Here is a 17,538-nt window from a genome sequence, read left to right as displayed (position 1 = left end):
GTTTTTGTGAAAATTCTTGACCGTTACATACTAACCACATATTTAAAAACTTTTCTCAGCGTGTTTATAATTCTCATGCTGATTTTTGTTTTACAAGCTATCTGGCTATATATCAAAGAGCTAGCGGGAAAAGATTTGGACATTGATGTTATACTTAAGTTTTTATTATATGTTACTCCTACATTAATTCCTTTAATTTTACCACTTACTATTCTTCTTTCGTCTATAATGGTGTTTGGTAATTTTGCTGAAAACTATGAGTTTGCTGCCATGAAATCAACTGGTATTTCTTTGCAACGTGCCATGTCTGGTCTTAGTATTTTTATTGTAGTAGTAGCTATGGTAACTTTTGTTTTTTCAAACAATATTATACCATGGGCAAATTATAATTTTTATAATTTAAGAACAAATATTAAAAAAACTAAACCAGCACTTGCTATAGCCGAAGGTCAATTTAATCAAATTGGGAATTACAATATAAAGGTTGAAGAAAAAAGTGGTGATAGAGGTCAGTATTTTAGAGACGTATTTATACATATTAAAGGTAATAATGGGAAGAAAAACAGAACTACCATTAAATCTAAAACCGGAGAACTTGCAAGTGAAGAGACTTCAAATGTATTAAAGCTTATTTTATATGATGGTAATTATTATAATGATATACCTCGTAAAAAACCAAACGAAAGAGAAAAGCATCCTTTTGCAAAAAGTAAGTTTGAAAAATATACTATTAATATAGATTTATCTCAGATAAATACTGAAGTAGATTTTGAAAACAAATCACATTCAGATAGATTTAACATGCTTAATTTAAGCGAATTAGACTACACTATAGATTCGCTTACCCAAAAAAGAAATAAAACCCATCAAGATCTTTCTAAAAATTTATATCAACGAACTAACATTTCAAGGTTAAAAAATATTAACATAAAAAAGCATAAAAAAGAACCTAAAAATGATTCCATTTATACTGGAGAAATATTAGACCTTTTTGAAACTAAAAACAAATCTCAACTTCTTGATTTAGCATTAAGAAACATAAAAAGCACAAAACAAATAATTCAATCTAAAAAGGCAGAACATAAGTTATCAAAAATAAATTATAACAGACATATAGTTTCTTTTCACGAAAAATTGGCATTAGGGTTTGCATGTATCATTTTATTTTTTGTTGGTGCTCCCCTTGGTGCACTAATTAGAAAGGGAGGTTTAGGATTACCTATGGTAATTGCTATACTATTATTTTTAACTTACCATTTCATAGGTATTTTTGCAATAAATAGTGCAAAAAGTGGCGATTTCAACCCTGTACTAGCTAGCTGGTTTTCTACTCTAGTTATGCTTCCTTTAGGTGTGTTTTTAACAAAAAGAGCAACTGAAGATAAAGGTATTGCAGAAGGAGCTGGAATACTTGAAATGCTTAAAAAGTTCTTTAGACTAAAGAAAACTGTAATTAATCAAAAAGAAGAAATCTTTAATTCAAATTCTTCTGAATATAAAGATTTACAGGCTTATGAAAATAATAAATTAATTGATATTATTAAAAATTATAGAGAATATAGTTATTCATCAAAATATAGAAATACAGCTTTATCAATAATAAACTCTAGAGGTATTTCAAATCAACAATTAAAGTTTTCAGGGGATTTTTATAATCATAAAAAAGAAGAAACTATACGATTAAAAAACAGTTTTGAAGAAGATTCAAAACTAGCTTTGATTTTATATTTAATATCAAATATATTAACTATACCAGGAGCTATACTCGAAAACAATAAATTTCCATTGCTTGGAAGCATTTTAATTATCATTGGTTTAATAGTGTATGTATTGTTTTTATTTGCTCTGATAAAATCATTTATAAGTAACTCTAACTTCTATAAACATATTAAAAAAGACTCGTTTTCTAATGCTCTCTTATTCATTATTGTTGGACTTCCGCTATACTTCTTTATATACATCTATCAAAAAAAGAGAATGGAAGAAGAATTGTTTATTAAAGAAGTTTCTGCTTCAAAACCAAATTTAGTTTCAGAAGATGTTAATATCAATACTGAAGCTAAAAAAAGTAGAAAAGACTACAATGCGCATTCTAAATTTGCAATTATACTGTACGGTATTGGTGTTGTTTTATTAGTACTATTCTTTGTGTTTAAAAACAATAAAATGCCATCGCTACAATCGGCATCAATTCAACTTAGTATTGTAGCTTTATTCCTTTTCATTATATATTATTTAAAATCGATTCTTAATTTAAACAACTTTTATAACCATATTGATAAGAAAGAGAAAAAACCGAGTATTATCCTTTTAATAATTGGTCTTCCTTTATATATGATAGTCTATCCTTTTTTAAATGTGAAGATTAAAGAAGACTTAAAGCAAAATTGTTTAGATAGTTTAAAATAAGCAATATCTTTGTACTATGATTTTAGAACCTATGACAACAAATAAAACTTCGGAATTTAAACTGAATACAATCCATGAAGCAATAGATGATATCAGAAATGGAAAAGTAATTATTGTTGTTGATGACGAAAACCGTGAAAATGAAGGTGATTTTGTGGCCGCAGCTGATAAGGTTACCCCACAAATGATAAACTTTATGGCAACTCATGGTAGAGGTCTTATTTGCACTCCGCTTACCGAAAATAGGTGTAAAGAACTGGAACTTAATATGATGGTTCGCAATAATACAGACCCTATGGAAACTGCTTTTACTGTATCTGTAGATTTAAGAGGAAATGGAGTAACAACAGGCATTTCTGCAAGCGATAGAGCAAAAACGGTAAAGGCGTTAATAGACATAGACACTAAACCTTTTGAACTTGGTAGGCCTGGGCATATATTTCCTTTAGTAGCTAAAGAAGGTGGTGTTTTACGACGTACAGGACATACTGAAGCGGCTATTGATTTTGCACGTTTAGCAGGTTTAGAACCTGCTGGTGTAATAGTAGAGATTATGAATGAAGATGGTACTATGGCACGTTTACCACAGCTTATGAAGGTTGCGAAGAAACTAGATTTAAAAATTGTTTCGATTGAAGATTTAGTTGCGTATAGAATGCAACACGATTCATTAATTGAGAAAAAAGAAGATTTTCAAATAGAAACTCGATTTGGAAGTTTTCGTTTAAGAGCATATAAGCAAACTACTAATAATCAAGTGCATATAGCTTTAACAAAAGGCCAATGGAAGGACAACGAACCTGTACTTACCAGAATAAATTCTACTCTAATTAATAATGATATTCTTGGTACACTTACTAATAATGTAGATAAGCAACTTGATAATATGTTTAAGCTTATTAACAGTAACGGTAAGGGGGCAATTATTTTTATAAATCAAGAATCTCAGTCTATGAATATTTTGAAGCGTTTATCCTTTTTAAAGGAAAGCCAAAGTCCAAATAAAGTTTCCAAAGCACCAAAAATAAATATGGATAACCGAGATTTTGGTATTGGTGCACAAATTTTACACGACTTAAATATTCATAAATTAAGTTTGGTCTCAAATACCGAACAAACCAAACGTGTTGGATTAATTGGTTATGGTTTGGAGATTGTAGAGTATGTGAAATATTAAAACACTATTCTTCACAATATCTTAAATCGTTATTTATATTTAAATAATTTTATTTAAAACCTATAAACTCTTCTTCTGCTTCAATAATAGATTTGACATAGTCTTTAAAAGTAGAATAATCTTCTGGAGTAATCGCATTTGCTGGTGTTTTTGAATGCCTTTCAACTCTTAAGTGATTATCATTAATTAGTTTAAAGCTAACACTGTAAGAATGGTCTTTATAGGTAAATGTATTGCTCTTTGGGATTTCAATAAATTTTTGTCCTTCTTCAATAAAAACATCATAGTAATTATAATACTCATCAATATTCTCATATTTAATATATTCAATTGGGTAATAACGTTTATCAAGGCTTACAATATTATTTGTGTATGGGTTAGAAACCTTTGGTAACTTAAAAATATTAATAGAACCTATTTTATTAATTTTTTTATCAATTGTCACCTCTGATGTATATTTAATAATTTTATCATCGTCAATTCTATTCGCATTATATAATTTATTTAATACAAAATCTTCATTAATTAACCCCTTTAGCTCATCAAAAATAGATTTTTTCACCACTTCTTCATTTGGTTCTGATAAAACACTTGCATAATACGAATTTATATGTCCTTTAAACTCTGTATCTATGGTCATATTAATTTTGTTTTCTTTGACAAAAACATCAACTTTATTTGTAAATACTGATTTATCTCTTGTAACATCATTAAGCTTAAACAAATCATATTTTTTAACTTCCCCGTTAGTCTTAAAAGGGATTTCTAAAGCGGTAGCCCCTCTTAATGAATTAGGTAAAGATTTATATGGTAAGTACTTATCTGTAAGCTCTAAAAACTGCTCTTTTTCATTAATTTCAACTTTTACAATACAATGATTAAAATCTGTGCTAGGAAGTATCAAATTATTTTGGCCATAATCAGAAGTTAAAACCAACACTAAATTTGCATTCAATTGCGCCATATTTGCTAGAGTGACATATAACGTTGAAAAATCTTTACAGTCGCCTAAATTTGTTTTTATAGTTTTTGTAGGTTTTTGAGGCACAAAACCACTTTGTTTGAAATTTACATAGCTATAAGTAAAATTGTTTTTAATGTAATTGTAAATTGCTTTAGATCTTTCATCTTCAGAAAGCTTTAGATATCCATTTGGAAAAATTTTATTAAATGCCTTTTTTACAGTAGACGTTTCTTCAATGCTAGCTCTTACTAAATCTGAATACCAAACTGCGATGTCATTCCAACTTGGTATTGTACTAATATGCAAATATCTAGCAATATCTTCATTGTTAGGCATATAGTCTTCAGTTTGAGCTAAGCCTTCTAAACCTTCAAGACTCCAATCGTACACATCATAATTTCCTATTTGAGATTTTTTAGGCTCTAAATTTCCATTTACAGCTTTGTAAAATATCTTATGGTTTTTTGGTACAATTAATTTTAGTGAAGTTTTTACTGTAGGGTGAAAAGAATCAAACATGAATTTATCTGTATAATCCTTATAAAATCGACCAGTACTAGAAAAAGAACCTTCATAATCTATGTGAACAACATCACCTGTAGAGAGCCCATTAAAAACTAATTTTGATCCACTTTTTTCAGCTGGAACTACACTTTTATCTTTTTTAACAATCTCAGATTTACTTATAAAATAACTACCAGATAATCCTAAATTATATTCTTTGAATGATTCAACTCCTGCATCAGAAGTTATTTCATAAATATATGTAGTTCTGTACCTTCCTCCTCCTTCACTATATAATTCTACTGTATAATCATCTAGCAAAATATTATATCCGTAGTTATTAGTTTTTATTTTTTCACGATTGCTTTCAATGTATGAATAAACATTTTTCAATGCAAAGTCGTTTATAATATTCGATTCATTCTTTAAGTCTTTAATTTTTTTTCTTAAAGAACTCTTTGCACTGTTAAATCTCAATGATTTTTCGTATGCTTGTATCGCTTCTTTGTTTTTGCTTAATTGCACTAGCGCATCTCCTTTTAATTCTAGTGCTTGAAATGAATAAGGGAAATTACCCAATGCCATATCAATATATTTTAATGATTCTTTATAGTTTTTATAACTATGAAGTTTTTTTATAACCTTTATTAAATATAAATTATCTGCGGACAAGTGTTGTAGATTTTTGGTATATAGCTCTATAACCTTATCTTTTTTATTTAATTTTTCGTAATACCTTGCTAATTGTGTTATAGCCGACATGTCAAAATAGCGTTTATTTATATCTTCTAGCAATGCCTTTGTTTTGTTGTCTTCTTTAAACAAAGAGGAATATAAAGGGGAATATGCCAATAATAATCTCAAATTATCTTGAGATAATTCTAAAAGTGAGTCTAGATTTTTTCTAACGTTTATTAAATCTTCTTTTCTAGCATAATAAATAAAATCAGCTGTTAAACGTAAAATATCATTATTTACAGTTTCTTTAAATTGCTTTAAAAAAGCTTCTAATTCACTTATAGACATCCTATTTAGTTCTCTAAAATCTATTACTTTTAAAACTAGTGGCAAATAATAGTTTGGATCATCTAATTCTAAATTCTTTTTTAATTCGTTGTAGCTTGTTGTATCTCCTTCGCTGCTATAAATTAACATTAGCATTTTTCTAATTAGCGAACTTTTTGGGTACTTAATAATATAAGGGCTTAGTAAATCCTTTGCTTCCTTTTGCTTAGAATTACGTAAGTAAACACCATTTAAACAATACACATAAAAAAAGTTATTTGGTTCTTCCTTTATTTTATTTAAAAAATATGTCTCAAATTCATTATCTAAAATTTCTATATTTAATTTAGATCTGTCATTTTTATTATAATCTGTAACTGTCGATGAGTAAGTTATTCCTTCTGGCTCTTTACCATTTTTATCTATAAACTTTGCTATGAAATAACTTGAAGAATTACTTTCTGCTAGTTTAAATAATAATCTATTAGTTCCTTTAGGTATTGTTAAGTTTAGCTTATATGCATCTAACTCTGTTATAACGTCTTCTGTGTTTTCGAATACAATAACATCATTCAGCCATACTTTAAAAGCTGACCCACAGCCAATTCGTAGCGAAACCTCTTTATCTGCCTTTGCAGTAACAAATGTTTGTGCATAATTTACACCAGACCCAAACTCCTCGTGATTTGTAAAAAATTGGTATGCTTCTTTTGCATTATTTGATTTATACCAGTTAACATAACCATTACTTTTAGCATCAAAGTCTGTTTTACTAAATGGAAGTGTTTCTGGAGGGTAATAACTGTCTAAACCACTTTCGTTAAGGTTTTCAAAAACTCCACAATATTCCCAATCTTTAATAACTTTAATAGAATCATTTAAGCTAAAATAGCGTTCCCAATTATTACTATGGCGAGCTACAACGGAATTTAAATAAATAATCGCATCTTTAATTGTAGCGTTTGTAATTTTTGATTTTGAAACTTCTTCTAAGATTCTTTTATTTTTACCATTTAAGCCCGTTGCCAAATAATTATCAAAAAAATAGGTTTTATTCCATAAAGCATATAAATAATATTCAAAATCTTTTTGACTTAAAACCTTGTTAATGAATGGTTTGTTAGAAAAAAACTGTCCATTCTCTTCTCTTAAAATCTCATTAATCACCAACCCTTGTAAATCATCACTTTTTAAATTTTCAAAAATAGAATTTGCAGACTCTCTATCGTTATTCAACAACTTATTCCAAAACTCATTGTATGTGTTTTGGGAATAAATTGAACTAAAAGTAAATAATGCACATAGAAAAATTAGTGTATGCTTTTTCATAGGATTAGGTTAAAAAATATTAATTATATGTTTTCGGTAATTATTTTGACCATTTTAGTAACTCTTTGCTTTACTTCATCTTCTGTCCAAGACAATTTTATTAAACAAGATATGTTCCTAGCAATGTAGTGGTCAGACTGCTCAAAAGTTTTTGTTTGAAGATAATTTAAACCGTTTTTAACCTCTTCAGAAATTGGATACAACGATTTTATTTTTTTAAGGTGCTGCCATTCTCGTATATAATGCCAATTGTTATCGAAATAATGAAAACAACCATCAATACCGTTTTCTTTTAAAGCTTCCGAAACTTTTCTTGAAACCTGTAAATCTGGTAAAAAGAAGCTTAAAAAGGAATAGCTTTCTTCTCCGCCTTCTGGAACGGTTCTGAAGGTAATTTCTGGAACTTCTGAAAGCGCTTCACGAATTATAGTATAGTTTTTCTTTTGAATTGACACAAACTCATCTAAACGTTTTAATTGTGCTAAACCAACTGCGGCATGCAATTCTGAGATTCGAAAATTATAACCTAAAAACGGATGGGTTTCTGCTCCTCTGTCATTACCTACATGGTCATGGCCGTGATCTGAATAATGATCTGCATGTCTATAATAGTCTTCATTATTTGTTAGTACCGCACCACCTTCTCCTGCAGTAATTATTTTTACAAAATCGAGTGACAAACAGCCTAAATCGCCAATACTCCCTAATGGCTTCCCTTTGTAAGTTGCTCCAGTTGCTTGTGAAGAGTCTTCAATAAGAATTAAATTGTGTGCTTTACAAATATCTTGAAGAGCTTCTAAGTTAGCCATACTGCCACACATATGTACTGGCATGATAGCCTTTGTCTTAGATGTTATTGCTTCTTTAACTTTATTTGGACATAGTGTTAAGGTATCATCTATATCTACTAAAATAGGAACAGCTCCAAGCATCATAATAGCTTCAAAGCTCGCCACGAAAGTAAATGTTGGCATAATAACCTCATCTCCTGCTCCTACTCCTGCAGACGCTAAAGCTACAGATACTGCTGCAGTTCCGCTAGATACTAACTGTGCGTGTTTTACTTGTAATTGCTGCTCTAATTGTTTTTCTAGTGATTTGGCTTTCCAATGTCCGTTTCGCATACCATCGAAACCATAGCGCATTAATACGCCATTATCTAAAACATCATTTAATTCTTCACGTTCGGCTTGTCCAAATAATTCAAATCCTGGCATAACTTTATTTTTATTTTATGTTGGGTGCTTTTGCGTTAGGGATTGTAGTGAAAATCCTTTTTTATTTTTATTGAAAAAGATTGTAGCGTAAAGCCCGACCCTTGTGGTAACGCCCAATATTTATAGTTCTATAATTGTTTCTTCAATTGGTTTTCTTACTTTTTTGAAAGACGAAAACATGTCGTCTTTTGCCCTATAACCTACAGGTAGCAATAATACAGATTTTAATCCGCTTTCTTTTAATTTTAAAATAGTATCGTATCTTTCTGAAACAAAACCTTCCATTGGACAAGAGTCTATACCTTCTACTGCACAAATTGTCATTAAATTACCTAAGGCAATATATGCTTGATTTTTAGACCATTGTTGACGTTCATCAATAGACTTATTACTCATCATTTCTATGAGGTCTTTTCTGTATGGCTCCAAAATACTGTCTGGCGTATTTCGTATTGTTTTTATATTTTTATAGTAATTATTTATGTCGCTGATTTCAATATTATCTTGAACACAAATTACTAACAGATGAGATGCCTCTAAAACTTGATTTTGATTGTATGAATGTTCGACTAAGGAAGCTCTCAAGTCTTTATTTTCAATAATTATTAAGCGTAAAGTTTGCAACCCGAAAGATGTAGCAGTTAAGTTAAATGCTTGCTTTAAAATGTTTAACTTTTTTTTAGTTAGTTTTTTATCGGCATCAAACTTTTTAGTGGCATAGCGCCATTGCAACTGTTTTATAGTATCCATTTTTACTCTTTAAATTTATGCAAAAATAAGGTTTGAAATATTCTTTTTACTATGAAGCGAGATAAATTAAACTTAAATATACATAGGCAAAATTTATTTTTAAAAAAGTAGATTTTTATTTGAAAGAATTAAAAAAGGGTTCTATATTTGCACCCGCATTCAAGGAATACTTGATGAGACACTACTGGAGAAATGGCAGAGTGGTCGAATGCGGCAGTCTTGAAAACTGTTGAGGGTCACACCTCCGGGGGTTCGAATCCCTCTTTCTCCGCTGAAACGATGTTTCAAAAGAAACATAAAATTTCAAAAACCCTTTAAACTCAGTGTTTAAAGGGTTTTTCTTTTTTTGGTTATTTTTAAAAAGCACCTAAATGCGCATAGAACAGTTACCCTATAGGTTACCCTCTAGTTTTTTAGGTTCGATTCCAACCCCTAGGGTAACTACTTTTTAAGAATTCGTAGCGAATTCGCCTAAAACACTAGGCTATCAAAATGTTTTTAAATCAATTAGTACTAATTTAAAAACTAAGCTATGCTTAAAATTATTTATTTTATCAAATCGGAAAAGTCAAATAAAAATGGTGAATGTCCCATTTATGCCAAAATTTCTTATCAAGGAAAAAGCATTACAATGAGTACCGGAAAATATATTACCAAAGAAAGGTGGAACTTTACAAGTCATCTTCGAGCCTCATTAAAAATACAAAAAGAAAAGGTTATTAAAGCATCATTGGACTCATTAGCAATGCTATTTGAAACTAAATTCAATTTATTACTAAAAAATCATGCTACTATTAACCTTAATGAAATTAAAATTGACATTCTTGGAAAAAAACTAATTAAAGCTAAAACCAAAATTGGTCTACTAGACATATTTAATATCCATAATAAAGATTTTGAAAGAAAAGTGAGCTATGGAGAACGTTCTCCAGCTTCTTTACAAAAATACTATCGAGCCCAAGACTTAATTAAAATATTCTTACGTAAAAAATACAAGATTGAGAATATAGCTGTGGAAAAAATCACTGGTGCTTTTATACATAATCTCGAATCTTTTTTGAAGTATGAAAGCGAATATCAAGGCAGGATTGGGATACAAAATAATTCGGTAGTGAAGTATTTTAAAACTTTTAAAACCGTATGTAATTTCGGAATTAAGCTAGACCTAATTGTTAAAAATCCTTTTTCAAAATATGACGGCAAATTACAGAAAAAGGATGCTACATTTTTAACACAAGATGAATTGAATAAAATTGAAGAAAGAGTCTTTAAAGTTGAACGGTTGGAAAAGGTAAAAGATATATTCCTTTTCAGTTGCTACACCGGTTATGCACCTATTGATGCTGAAAGCTTAACATCAGAGAATTTAATCTGTAGTAATGATGGAGATTTATGGATAATTACAGACAGAATTAAAACTGGTATTAGAGCTAATGTCCCTGTTTTACCTCCAGTTCAAAGAATTATTGAAAAATACAGATATAAGCAACTAATACTAAATTCCGTATTGTTCCGTATTGTAGGTATTGTCCGTATTATTTTTATTCAGTTCAATTCGGATTGAGTACATCCATATCATATACGGAATTCCTAATAATGAAAGTAAAATAAATTTTTTGAGGTTTTACTTAAATATCTTTTCGTCAACTCTGCTTTCAAAGTTTTCTCAAATTAGAATAAGTTTTTAGAATGTATTATTAAAAATGGAGAAAAAATTCAAGTCTTGAATGTAAATTGCGGAATGGATAAATATATGATTGAAAAAAAGATTACCCTTTTAGTTAACCTAGGTTCTCTTAAAAAAGCAAGTCCTTAATATTACTAGTGAAATCCGTTTAAGTTCCGGAGTGAGAGCCACTATACAATACACCCCATATTTTACTCTTTTTAACTAATATTAATCAAACTTAACTAGCATAATCATTTAATTTATAGTCTAATTTATATATTTGAATTTGTAATCTTTTTATCTTATCTCATATGAAAACAAAACTACTTTTTATACTTTTATTTTTCTATTTTCAAATAAGCTTTGGACAATGGACAAATCTTAATACCGGTATTAATGATGATTTGACTAGTGTTGTTTTTTTTCAAGATAACGGTTTAGTTTCTGGCTCAAAAGGCTTGTATTACACATTAAATGGTGGAGACGGTAGTTTAAACTGGCAACGTTTTGAAATTTCAGATAACATTCAAAATTCTACGCTATATAACAATACTGAGTTTACAGCCTGTTATTCGAACCCAGAAAACACTGAAAGTAGTTTTAAAGTATATGCCACTGGACAAGACAAGGTCAATAAAGTAGCCGTATTGATGAGTATTGAATTTCCTTCTATGGCTTATGAAATAGTTAGTCTAAATGGTATTATTGATTCTAGGCTTGAAGACATTAAATATTCTACTCAAAGAAAAAAATATTATGCAGTTGGTAATAACTCTTTATTGATTTATTTTACTGATAGTGTCTTAGAATATTCAAAAGTTGAAGTAAATAACAATTATGGAAATTTTACGTCTTTAAATTTTGATCGATATGGCTATAACCCAATAATTGGCTGCCAAGAAAGATATCTTGATTTTGATGCTCAAAGACTTACTTTTGATGTTTTTGAAACACCAGGGGTTTCACATAAAGATGTTATATATTCACCAAATAATCCTAACTTTATATATTCGGTTAGTAATCAATATCTTTTATATGGTGGCTCTGTTATGTATCCCAGAAACAACTACTTTTATGGCCCATTAAATGGCAATGAAATATTTAGATACGGAACTAGCGAAAGACTTTTTGTAGGTACTGATCATGGAATTTTCATTTCAAATAATGGAGGAGGTATTCTTCAATGGCAACCAAGTTCTAACAATTACTTCATAAATGATTTCTGGAACACTAATGGAACACAAGTTTTATATGCATGTGGTAAAAATGGTGTGGTTCTAAAAAACGAGATCCCATTAGAAGAAGTTGAACCTTATGCTGAAATTAAATTTAGTGGAGGCTGCTTTACTGAAGGATATTCACACAATATATCAATAATAAAAGGAGATACGCAGAGTTGTGAATGGTATGTAAACAATGAACTTGTATATAGCTCCTGCGATAAAAGCTCAATTTCTTACAAATTCTCTAATCCAGGAGAATATGAAATAAAACTGATTTTAAATTATAATGGTACAATTAAAGAAATAGTTAAAAACATCCATATTGTTATAACCCCAAAAATAAACAAAACAATTTCTATTTCAGATGATATTTTATGTAAGATTGAAACCACTGAAATTTTTATTGAAAATTCAGAGCCAAATGTCCAATATATTCTTAAAAACAAAGAAACAAATGAAGTTTTTGGTACAAGCCCAATAGGAAATGGCGGCACAATAAATTTTATAACAAGTCCCATAGATTTAACAGGCGAATTTTATTTTACTGCTAAAAATGTTTTAGCAGATTGCTCTATAGATTTTACAGATTCATTCACAATAACCGTAGAAGAAACTAAAGCAGAATTTGTAGCTTCTCTAATCAATGCCAAACAAAATGAACCTGTTGAATTTTATCAACACGCCACAGATGCACAAAACTTTAGCTGGAATTTTGGGCCCAATGCAAATGCTTCAACTTCTAACTTAGAAAACCCAATTGTTTCTTATTCTGCTGTAGGTGATAATACTGTAGATTTAGAGGTTTGGTCTAATGAAGGTTGCTACGATGAAATTACTGCGCTGAAAGGCCCCTATACATATGAAGATGAAGGGCATACCGAAGATTGCTGGATACTTGATTCTCCTGATATATCCTCTATGTTTTCAGTTTCAGATGGCTTTATTGTAACAGGTAACAATAAAGCTCAAAATTTAAATTCGAAAAAGGGAACTAATTACGTTTATAATCATACTGGAGGATATGCTGCAAAATATGATTTTAACGGGATTTTAAAGTGGATAGTTTACACAAAACCTAACGATAAGTATACTGATACTTATGGCACTATTCGAAAGGGCATTGAAGACCAAGAAGGAAACATATATTTAGTTGGAAATTCAATAGCTTCATTCTATGATTCAACCGGGAAAGAGACTAAATTAAAAAAGAATTTTTTTGATCAAAATAAAGGATATTATATAACTAAACTTGATTCAAACGGAAAATTAATTTGGTATATGCATATAAAGTACAGTTATGCACTCGAAAAACTTTTTATTGACAAAGAAAATAATTTAGTGATTACTGGGCAATTAAATTACTATAATGATTCACCAATTTATGATATATATTTAAACGGAAATTTAACTGATACTATGTCGGTACATCCAAAGCCTAATGATGGATTACCCTACTTTAGTCATTTCATTGCAAAATTTAACTCTGATGGTTCCCTAATTTGGAATACAAATATCTTTATAAGTGATAGTGGTGGTAGTCATTCTATTGTAAATGTTGATTTTGATAATTTAAATAATCTATATCTTACAGGGACCTTTAGAAGAAGAATTGCTTTTTGTTCTACAGGCAGCAATGTTAATGAAACGCTTCTTTCTGGTGTTGATAATTCTGGAGAAGTTTTATACTTGGCAAAGTATAATAACCAAGGCATATTACAATGGAAACTAAGGAGTAGAACCTTTAATTCTTTGCTTGACGGCACACGTCCCTCTTCTATGATTACCGATGGAAACGGGAATTGCTATGTAACAGGTGGAAACGCAATAAATGGGTCTTATTCTGCCGAAATAGAAAATTACATTCACACATTTGAGAATACAGATGGTTCTTTAACGCAAGAAAAAGTAGGCAGCTTTTTTGTAGCTAAGGTTAATACAAATGGAATATGTGAATGGATTAGAGGTGGTGTCTTTTCTTATTATGGAAACCGTTCCGATATCATAAAAAATGGTGAAGAAATTTGTGTTTTAGGAAAAATATCCGATAGAGTAGAAAAATCCGTTGAAACCGTTTTTAAAGACTCTAATGGAAACAGTATAACATTAAATATTAATAGAAATGATTATTTTATTGCCATTTATGATGCTTCAGGAAATATAAAAAGAATCATACAAAACGGTGAAAATGGAGATAATGTTTTTTCCAACATGCAACATTTTAGTAATAAATCGACTAATTTTTTTAAAGGCAAAGGAAATAATTATTATTTAAGTTTTCATTGCAAAGTTGATGACGCTGGAGAAAGTTACAGCAATTTTGGTAATATTATTGCACCTTCAAATGACTATTTTGGCAAAGTGACCCGTTTTACTGAAGACTGTGGCATTATTTATTATCCTACCCTATTATCTAATGAAAAATTTAATGTAAACTCCTCAAATTATAGTGTTTTCCCAAATCCTACTCAAGATTTTTTAAATATTACATCTAATTCTCAAATAACGAAATTAGAGGTCTATAATAGTTTAGGACAAATTGTTTTATTAGAATTAAATAAAGCTTCTATAAACGTTTCCTCATTAAATACTGGGCTTTATTTTATAAAAATAGAAGATATACTTGGAAACTCAGAAACTAAAAAGGTTGTAAAAAAATAAAAACCTCTCATAAACAAAAAAGCGTCCCCTTCTTCAATAAAGAAAAAAGGAAAGCTTTCCATCGGTTCAACTACATAAACCTATAACAAATACTAGGTGTTTACTAACAACACAACTTCTTTTAATTTCCAAAAAAGCCCTAAACAGTTAGTTACCCTTTTAGTTACTCCAGGCTCTTTTGAAAAATCAACCGCTTAATACCACAGGTAAAATAGAGGTAGGTTCTAGAGTGTGAGGTTCTAGAGGAGGGAAAACATTTCATTTAAGTTTTTAAAAATTCTTACACTAGATGTACCTTTCATTATGAAGTTATCAAGACATAAAAAGGAAAGTTTTTTAAGGACTTAAAACTCCTGCGAAGATTACTTTATAGAACGTTTAAGAAATATTTTATTTCGATAGCAATAGATACAGCATATTCTTCCTGCAAAAGTAATTATTTAAAGAAACCTTGTGGTTTCAATCAATTGATAGTTTTCAACCTCACTCAAATACCTAGTAAAAAAGGTGTTAAAATTTGAAAAAAAAACAAAAAGATTGTATATTTAAATTCTCCCTTAATTTTCAATCGACGACAAGACAATAGAATTCTTGTCACTCCAAAGAAAGTATATGCTTTTTAATACAAGGTATTTACCCTATCATTTAATATAATTATTTAATAATACTAGTTATGCCAAAGAAAAAAATAATTAACGCACATGCTCATGTGTTTACAAGTCAATTTGTACCTCCGTTTTTGGCCAAAACCATTATTCCATGGCCTTTGTATTATTTTATTCACACACGGCATGTCGTAAATCTTGCCAAACGCTATTATAGTTATAAGCATGCTTTAAAATTTCCAAAGTTTAAAGGTTCAGATAATGATCAAGACAAGGATAAGGAATGGAATAGGATATACAAGCTTAGACAAGAAGAACGCGATAGTGCTATTAGAAGGTTCAATTTTAAAAATAAACCATATCTATATTACCCATATAAACTGTTTGTACTTTGGTTATCTGTAGTGGCCGTTATCTATGCAATAACAGTTATGGCTAGCATTTTTGGTTTGGATGAAACTACCTCAAAAGTTATTGAATGGATAAAAAATAAAATGGGAACGTATTACCTCTATTTTGAGATATGTCTATGGTTAAAACTTTTGTGGGTTGGGGTGATTATGGTTTTTATAAACTGGAGCCGAAGGACAATATGGAGCCTGATTAAAGGGCTCTTTCCTGTTTTTAACAAGATTGTCAGTACACAAGGTATGGAACTTTTAGAGCGTTATTTACTCATGGGAAGATTTGCTCTTTACAAAACGCAACAGAAAGTTGCAGAACGAGCCTTACACCAGTTACCGCCTGATTCTGATATGGTTATCCTCCCTATGGATATGGAGTTTATGGGGGCTGGTACACCTAAATTAAGGTCTGATTTATTAAAAAAGAAGGATGAAAAAATAGCAAATGGTTGGCATGAAGACGATTTTAAAGACACTTATAAATACCAAATGCGAGAGCTATGGGAATTTGTAAAAACAAGAAGAGAAAACGAACATGAGGAACAATACCATCCATTTCTGTTTTTAGACCCTCGACGAATTAAAAAGGAAGGAAAAGCATTTTTCGATTATAAAATAATGAACAATAAAATGGTGCTTAAACCTTGTTTTGTGAAAACCTATATGGAAGATAGAGCTTTTAGCGGTTTTAAAATTTATCCGGCTCTGGGTTATTATGTATTTAATGAACATTTGCTTCCCTTTTGGCGTTATGCCTCTGAAAATAATATTCCTATTATGACACATTGTGTTGTTGGTGTGATTTACTACCGAGGTAAAAAGAAAAAGGAATGGAACTTCCATCCTATTTTTAAGCAGCATTATAAAGATAGACGTCATAGTCCAGCAGAACCTATGTTACTGCCGCAGCAAAAAAATGTAGAGTTTCAATTCAATTTTACACACCCAATGAATTACCTGTGTTTATATGAAGAACGTCTTTTAAAACAGGTTTTAGCAAAGGTGAAGGATAAAGAAATAAGGAACTTGTTTGGATATAAAGACTCCGAAACACCACTTAGTTATAATTTGAGTAACCTTAAAATTTGTTTAGCACATTACGGTGGTGAAGAAGAATGGACAAAGTATTTGGAGACGGATAGAGATGTTTACACACGTTCAATAATAACTAAACCAGATGAAGGGATAGAATTTATACCAGAAGAGTTGAATGATCCTATATCTTGGGATAAAATTAACAGCCTATGGTTTGATACAGATTGGTATGCTATCATTACAAGTATGCTTATGAAGTACGAGAATATTTATGCTGATTTAAGCTATATTATTAGCAAACCATCTATTTACCCATTGCTGAATGAAACTTTACAAAAAGGGACCAATTACGAAGCTCAAAAAGAGATTTATGATGCAGAGACCATTAAGAACAAAAAAGCTTCTCATATGCAAGGTAGAAACAGATTGCGTAGTCATATTCTTTATGGAACAGATTTTTATGTGGTTAGAAATCATAATTCCGATAAAGACTTATTTATTGAAACTAAAACAGCTATAGACGAAGAAAGCTTTGATTTAATAGCCAGAGAGAATCCAGATAATTATCTATCCCGTCAATAATTTTAGA

At 29.9% G+C, this 17,538-nt stretch carries 8 protein-coding genes and 1 tRNA gene; 6 read left to right on the top strand and 3 right to left on the bottom strand.

Features of this window, described 5'->3' with window-relative positions; all coding sequences use genetic code 11:
• Positions 1 to 6: 6 nt before the first annotated feature.
• Positions 7 to 2,409, top strand: coding sequence for an LptF/LptG family permease (locus tag M3P09_RS07725; protein WP_347709806.1), 2,403 nt, complete (start codon positions 7 to 9; stop codon positions 2,407 to 2,409).
• Between the two features lie 31 nt (positions 2,410 to 2,440).
• On the top strand, positions 2,441 to 3,586 hold the full coding sequence (gene ribB / locus M3P09_RS07720) for a 3,4-dihydroxy-2-butanone-4-phosphate synthase (RefSeq protein WP_099566158.1): 1,146 nt from the start codon (positions 2,441 to 2,443) through the stop codon (positions 3,584 to 3,586).
• A gap of 49 nt (positions 3,587 to 3,635) precedes the next feature.
• On the opposite strand, the gene M3P09_RS07715 is transcribed toward ribB, so the two are convergent.
• From M3P09_RS07715 to M3P09_RS07705, 3 genes are all read right to left on the bottom strand, one after another.
• A complete protein-coding gene (locus M3P09_RS07715; protein WP_249972670.1) occupies positions 3,636 to 7,388 on the bottom strand; it encodes a transglutaminase domain-containing protein in 3,753 nt (1,250 codons plus the stop codon).
• 23 nt (positions 7,389 to 7,411) lie between these two features.
• Positions 7,412 to 8,605 (bottom strand): DegT/DnrJ/EryC1/StrS family aminotransferase, encoded by a 1,194-nt coding sequence (locus tag M3P09_RS07710; protein WP_249972669.1) that lies wholly within the window; start codon positions 8,603 to 8,605, stop codon positions 7,412 to 7,414.
• Positions 8,606 to 8,725: 120 nt separating this feature from the next.
• Positions 8,726 to 9,355: an NAD(P)H-dependent oxidoreductase gene (locus M3P09_RS07705; RefSeq protein ID WP_249972668.1), complete on the bottom strand. Its 630-nt coding sequence runs from the start codon at positions 9,353 to 9,355 to the stop codon at positions 8,726 to 8,728.
• Positions 9,356 to 9,541: 186 nt separating this feature from the next.
• Between M3P09_RS07705 and M3P09_RS07700 the strand changes: the two genes are divergently transcribed.
• The 4 genes from M3P09_RS07700 to M3P09_RS07685 all read left to right on the top strand — a co-directional run bounded on the left by M3P09_RS07700 (position 9,542) and on the right by M3P09_RS07685 (position 17,531).
• A tRNA-Ser gene (locus tag M3P09_RS07700) sits at positions 9,542 to 9,626 on the top strand.
• A 261-nt stretch (positions 9,627 to 9,887) separates the two neighbouring features.
• Positions 9,888 to 10,919: a site-specific integrase gene (locus M3P09_RS07695; protein WP_249972667.1), complete on the top strand. Its 1,032-nt coding sequence runs from the start codon at positions 9,888 to 9,890 to the stop codon at positions 10,917 to 10,919.
• A gap of 416 nt (positions 10,920 to 11,335) precedes the next feature.
• On the top strand, positions 11,336 to 14,905 hold the full coding sequence (locus tag M3P09_RS07690; RefSeq protein ID WP_249972666.1) for a T9SS type A sorting domain-containing protein: 3,570 nt from the start codon (positions 11,336 to 11,338) through the stop codon (positions 14,903 to 14,905).
• Between the two features lie 673 nt (positions 14,906 to 15,578).
• The gene (locus M3P09_RS07685; RefSeq protein ID WP_249972665.1) at positions 15,579 to 17,531 is read left to right on the top strand and encodes an amidohydrolase family protein; all 1,953 of its coding nucleotides are present in this window, start codon (positions 15,579 to 15,581) and stop codon (positions 17,529 to 17,531) included.
• Positions 17,532 to 17,538: the final 7 nt, after the last annotated feature.

This window comes from Jejuia spongiicola, from assembly GCF_023502325.1.
Lineage (GTDB): Bacteria > Bacteroidota > Bacteroidia > Flavobacteriales > Flavobacteriaceae > Wocania_A > Wocania_A spongiicola.
The sequence above is the reverse complement of the archived record's forward strand: the minus strand, read 5'-3'. Positions and strand labels throughout refer to the sequence as shown.

What these genes read in the sequence shown, in the direction of transcription:
- M3P09_RS07715 (WP_249972670.1), bottom strand. Translation starts at nt 7,388, where the DNA reads ATGAAAAAGCATACACTAATTTTTCTATGTGCATTATTTACTTTTAGT.
- M3P09_RS07710 (WP_249972669.1), bottom strand. Translation starts at nt 8,605, where the DNA reads ATGCCAGGATTTGAATTATTTGGACAAGCCGAACGTGAAGAATTAAAT.
- M3P09_RS07685 (WP_249972665.1), top strand. Translation starts at nt 15,579, where the DNA reads ATGCCAAAGAAAAAAATAATTAACGCACATGCTCATGTGTTTACAAGT.
- M3P09_RS07690 (WP_249972666.1), top strand. Translation starts at nt 11,336, where the DNA reads ATGAAAACAAAACTACTTTTTATACTTTTATTTTTCTATTTTCAAATA.
- M3P09_RS07695 (WP_249972667.1), top strand. Translation starts at nt 9,888, where the DNA reads ATGCTTAAAATTATTTATTTTATCAAATCGGAAAAGTCAAATAAAAAT.
- M3P09_RS07705 (WP_249972668.1), bottom strand. Translation starts at nt 9,355, where the DNA reads ATGGATACTATAAAACAGTTGCAATGGCGCTATGCCACTAAAAAGTTT.
- ribB (WP_099566158.1), top strand. Translation starts at nt 2,441, where the DNA reads ATGACAACAAATAAAACTTCGGAATTTAAACTGAATACAATCCATGAA.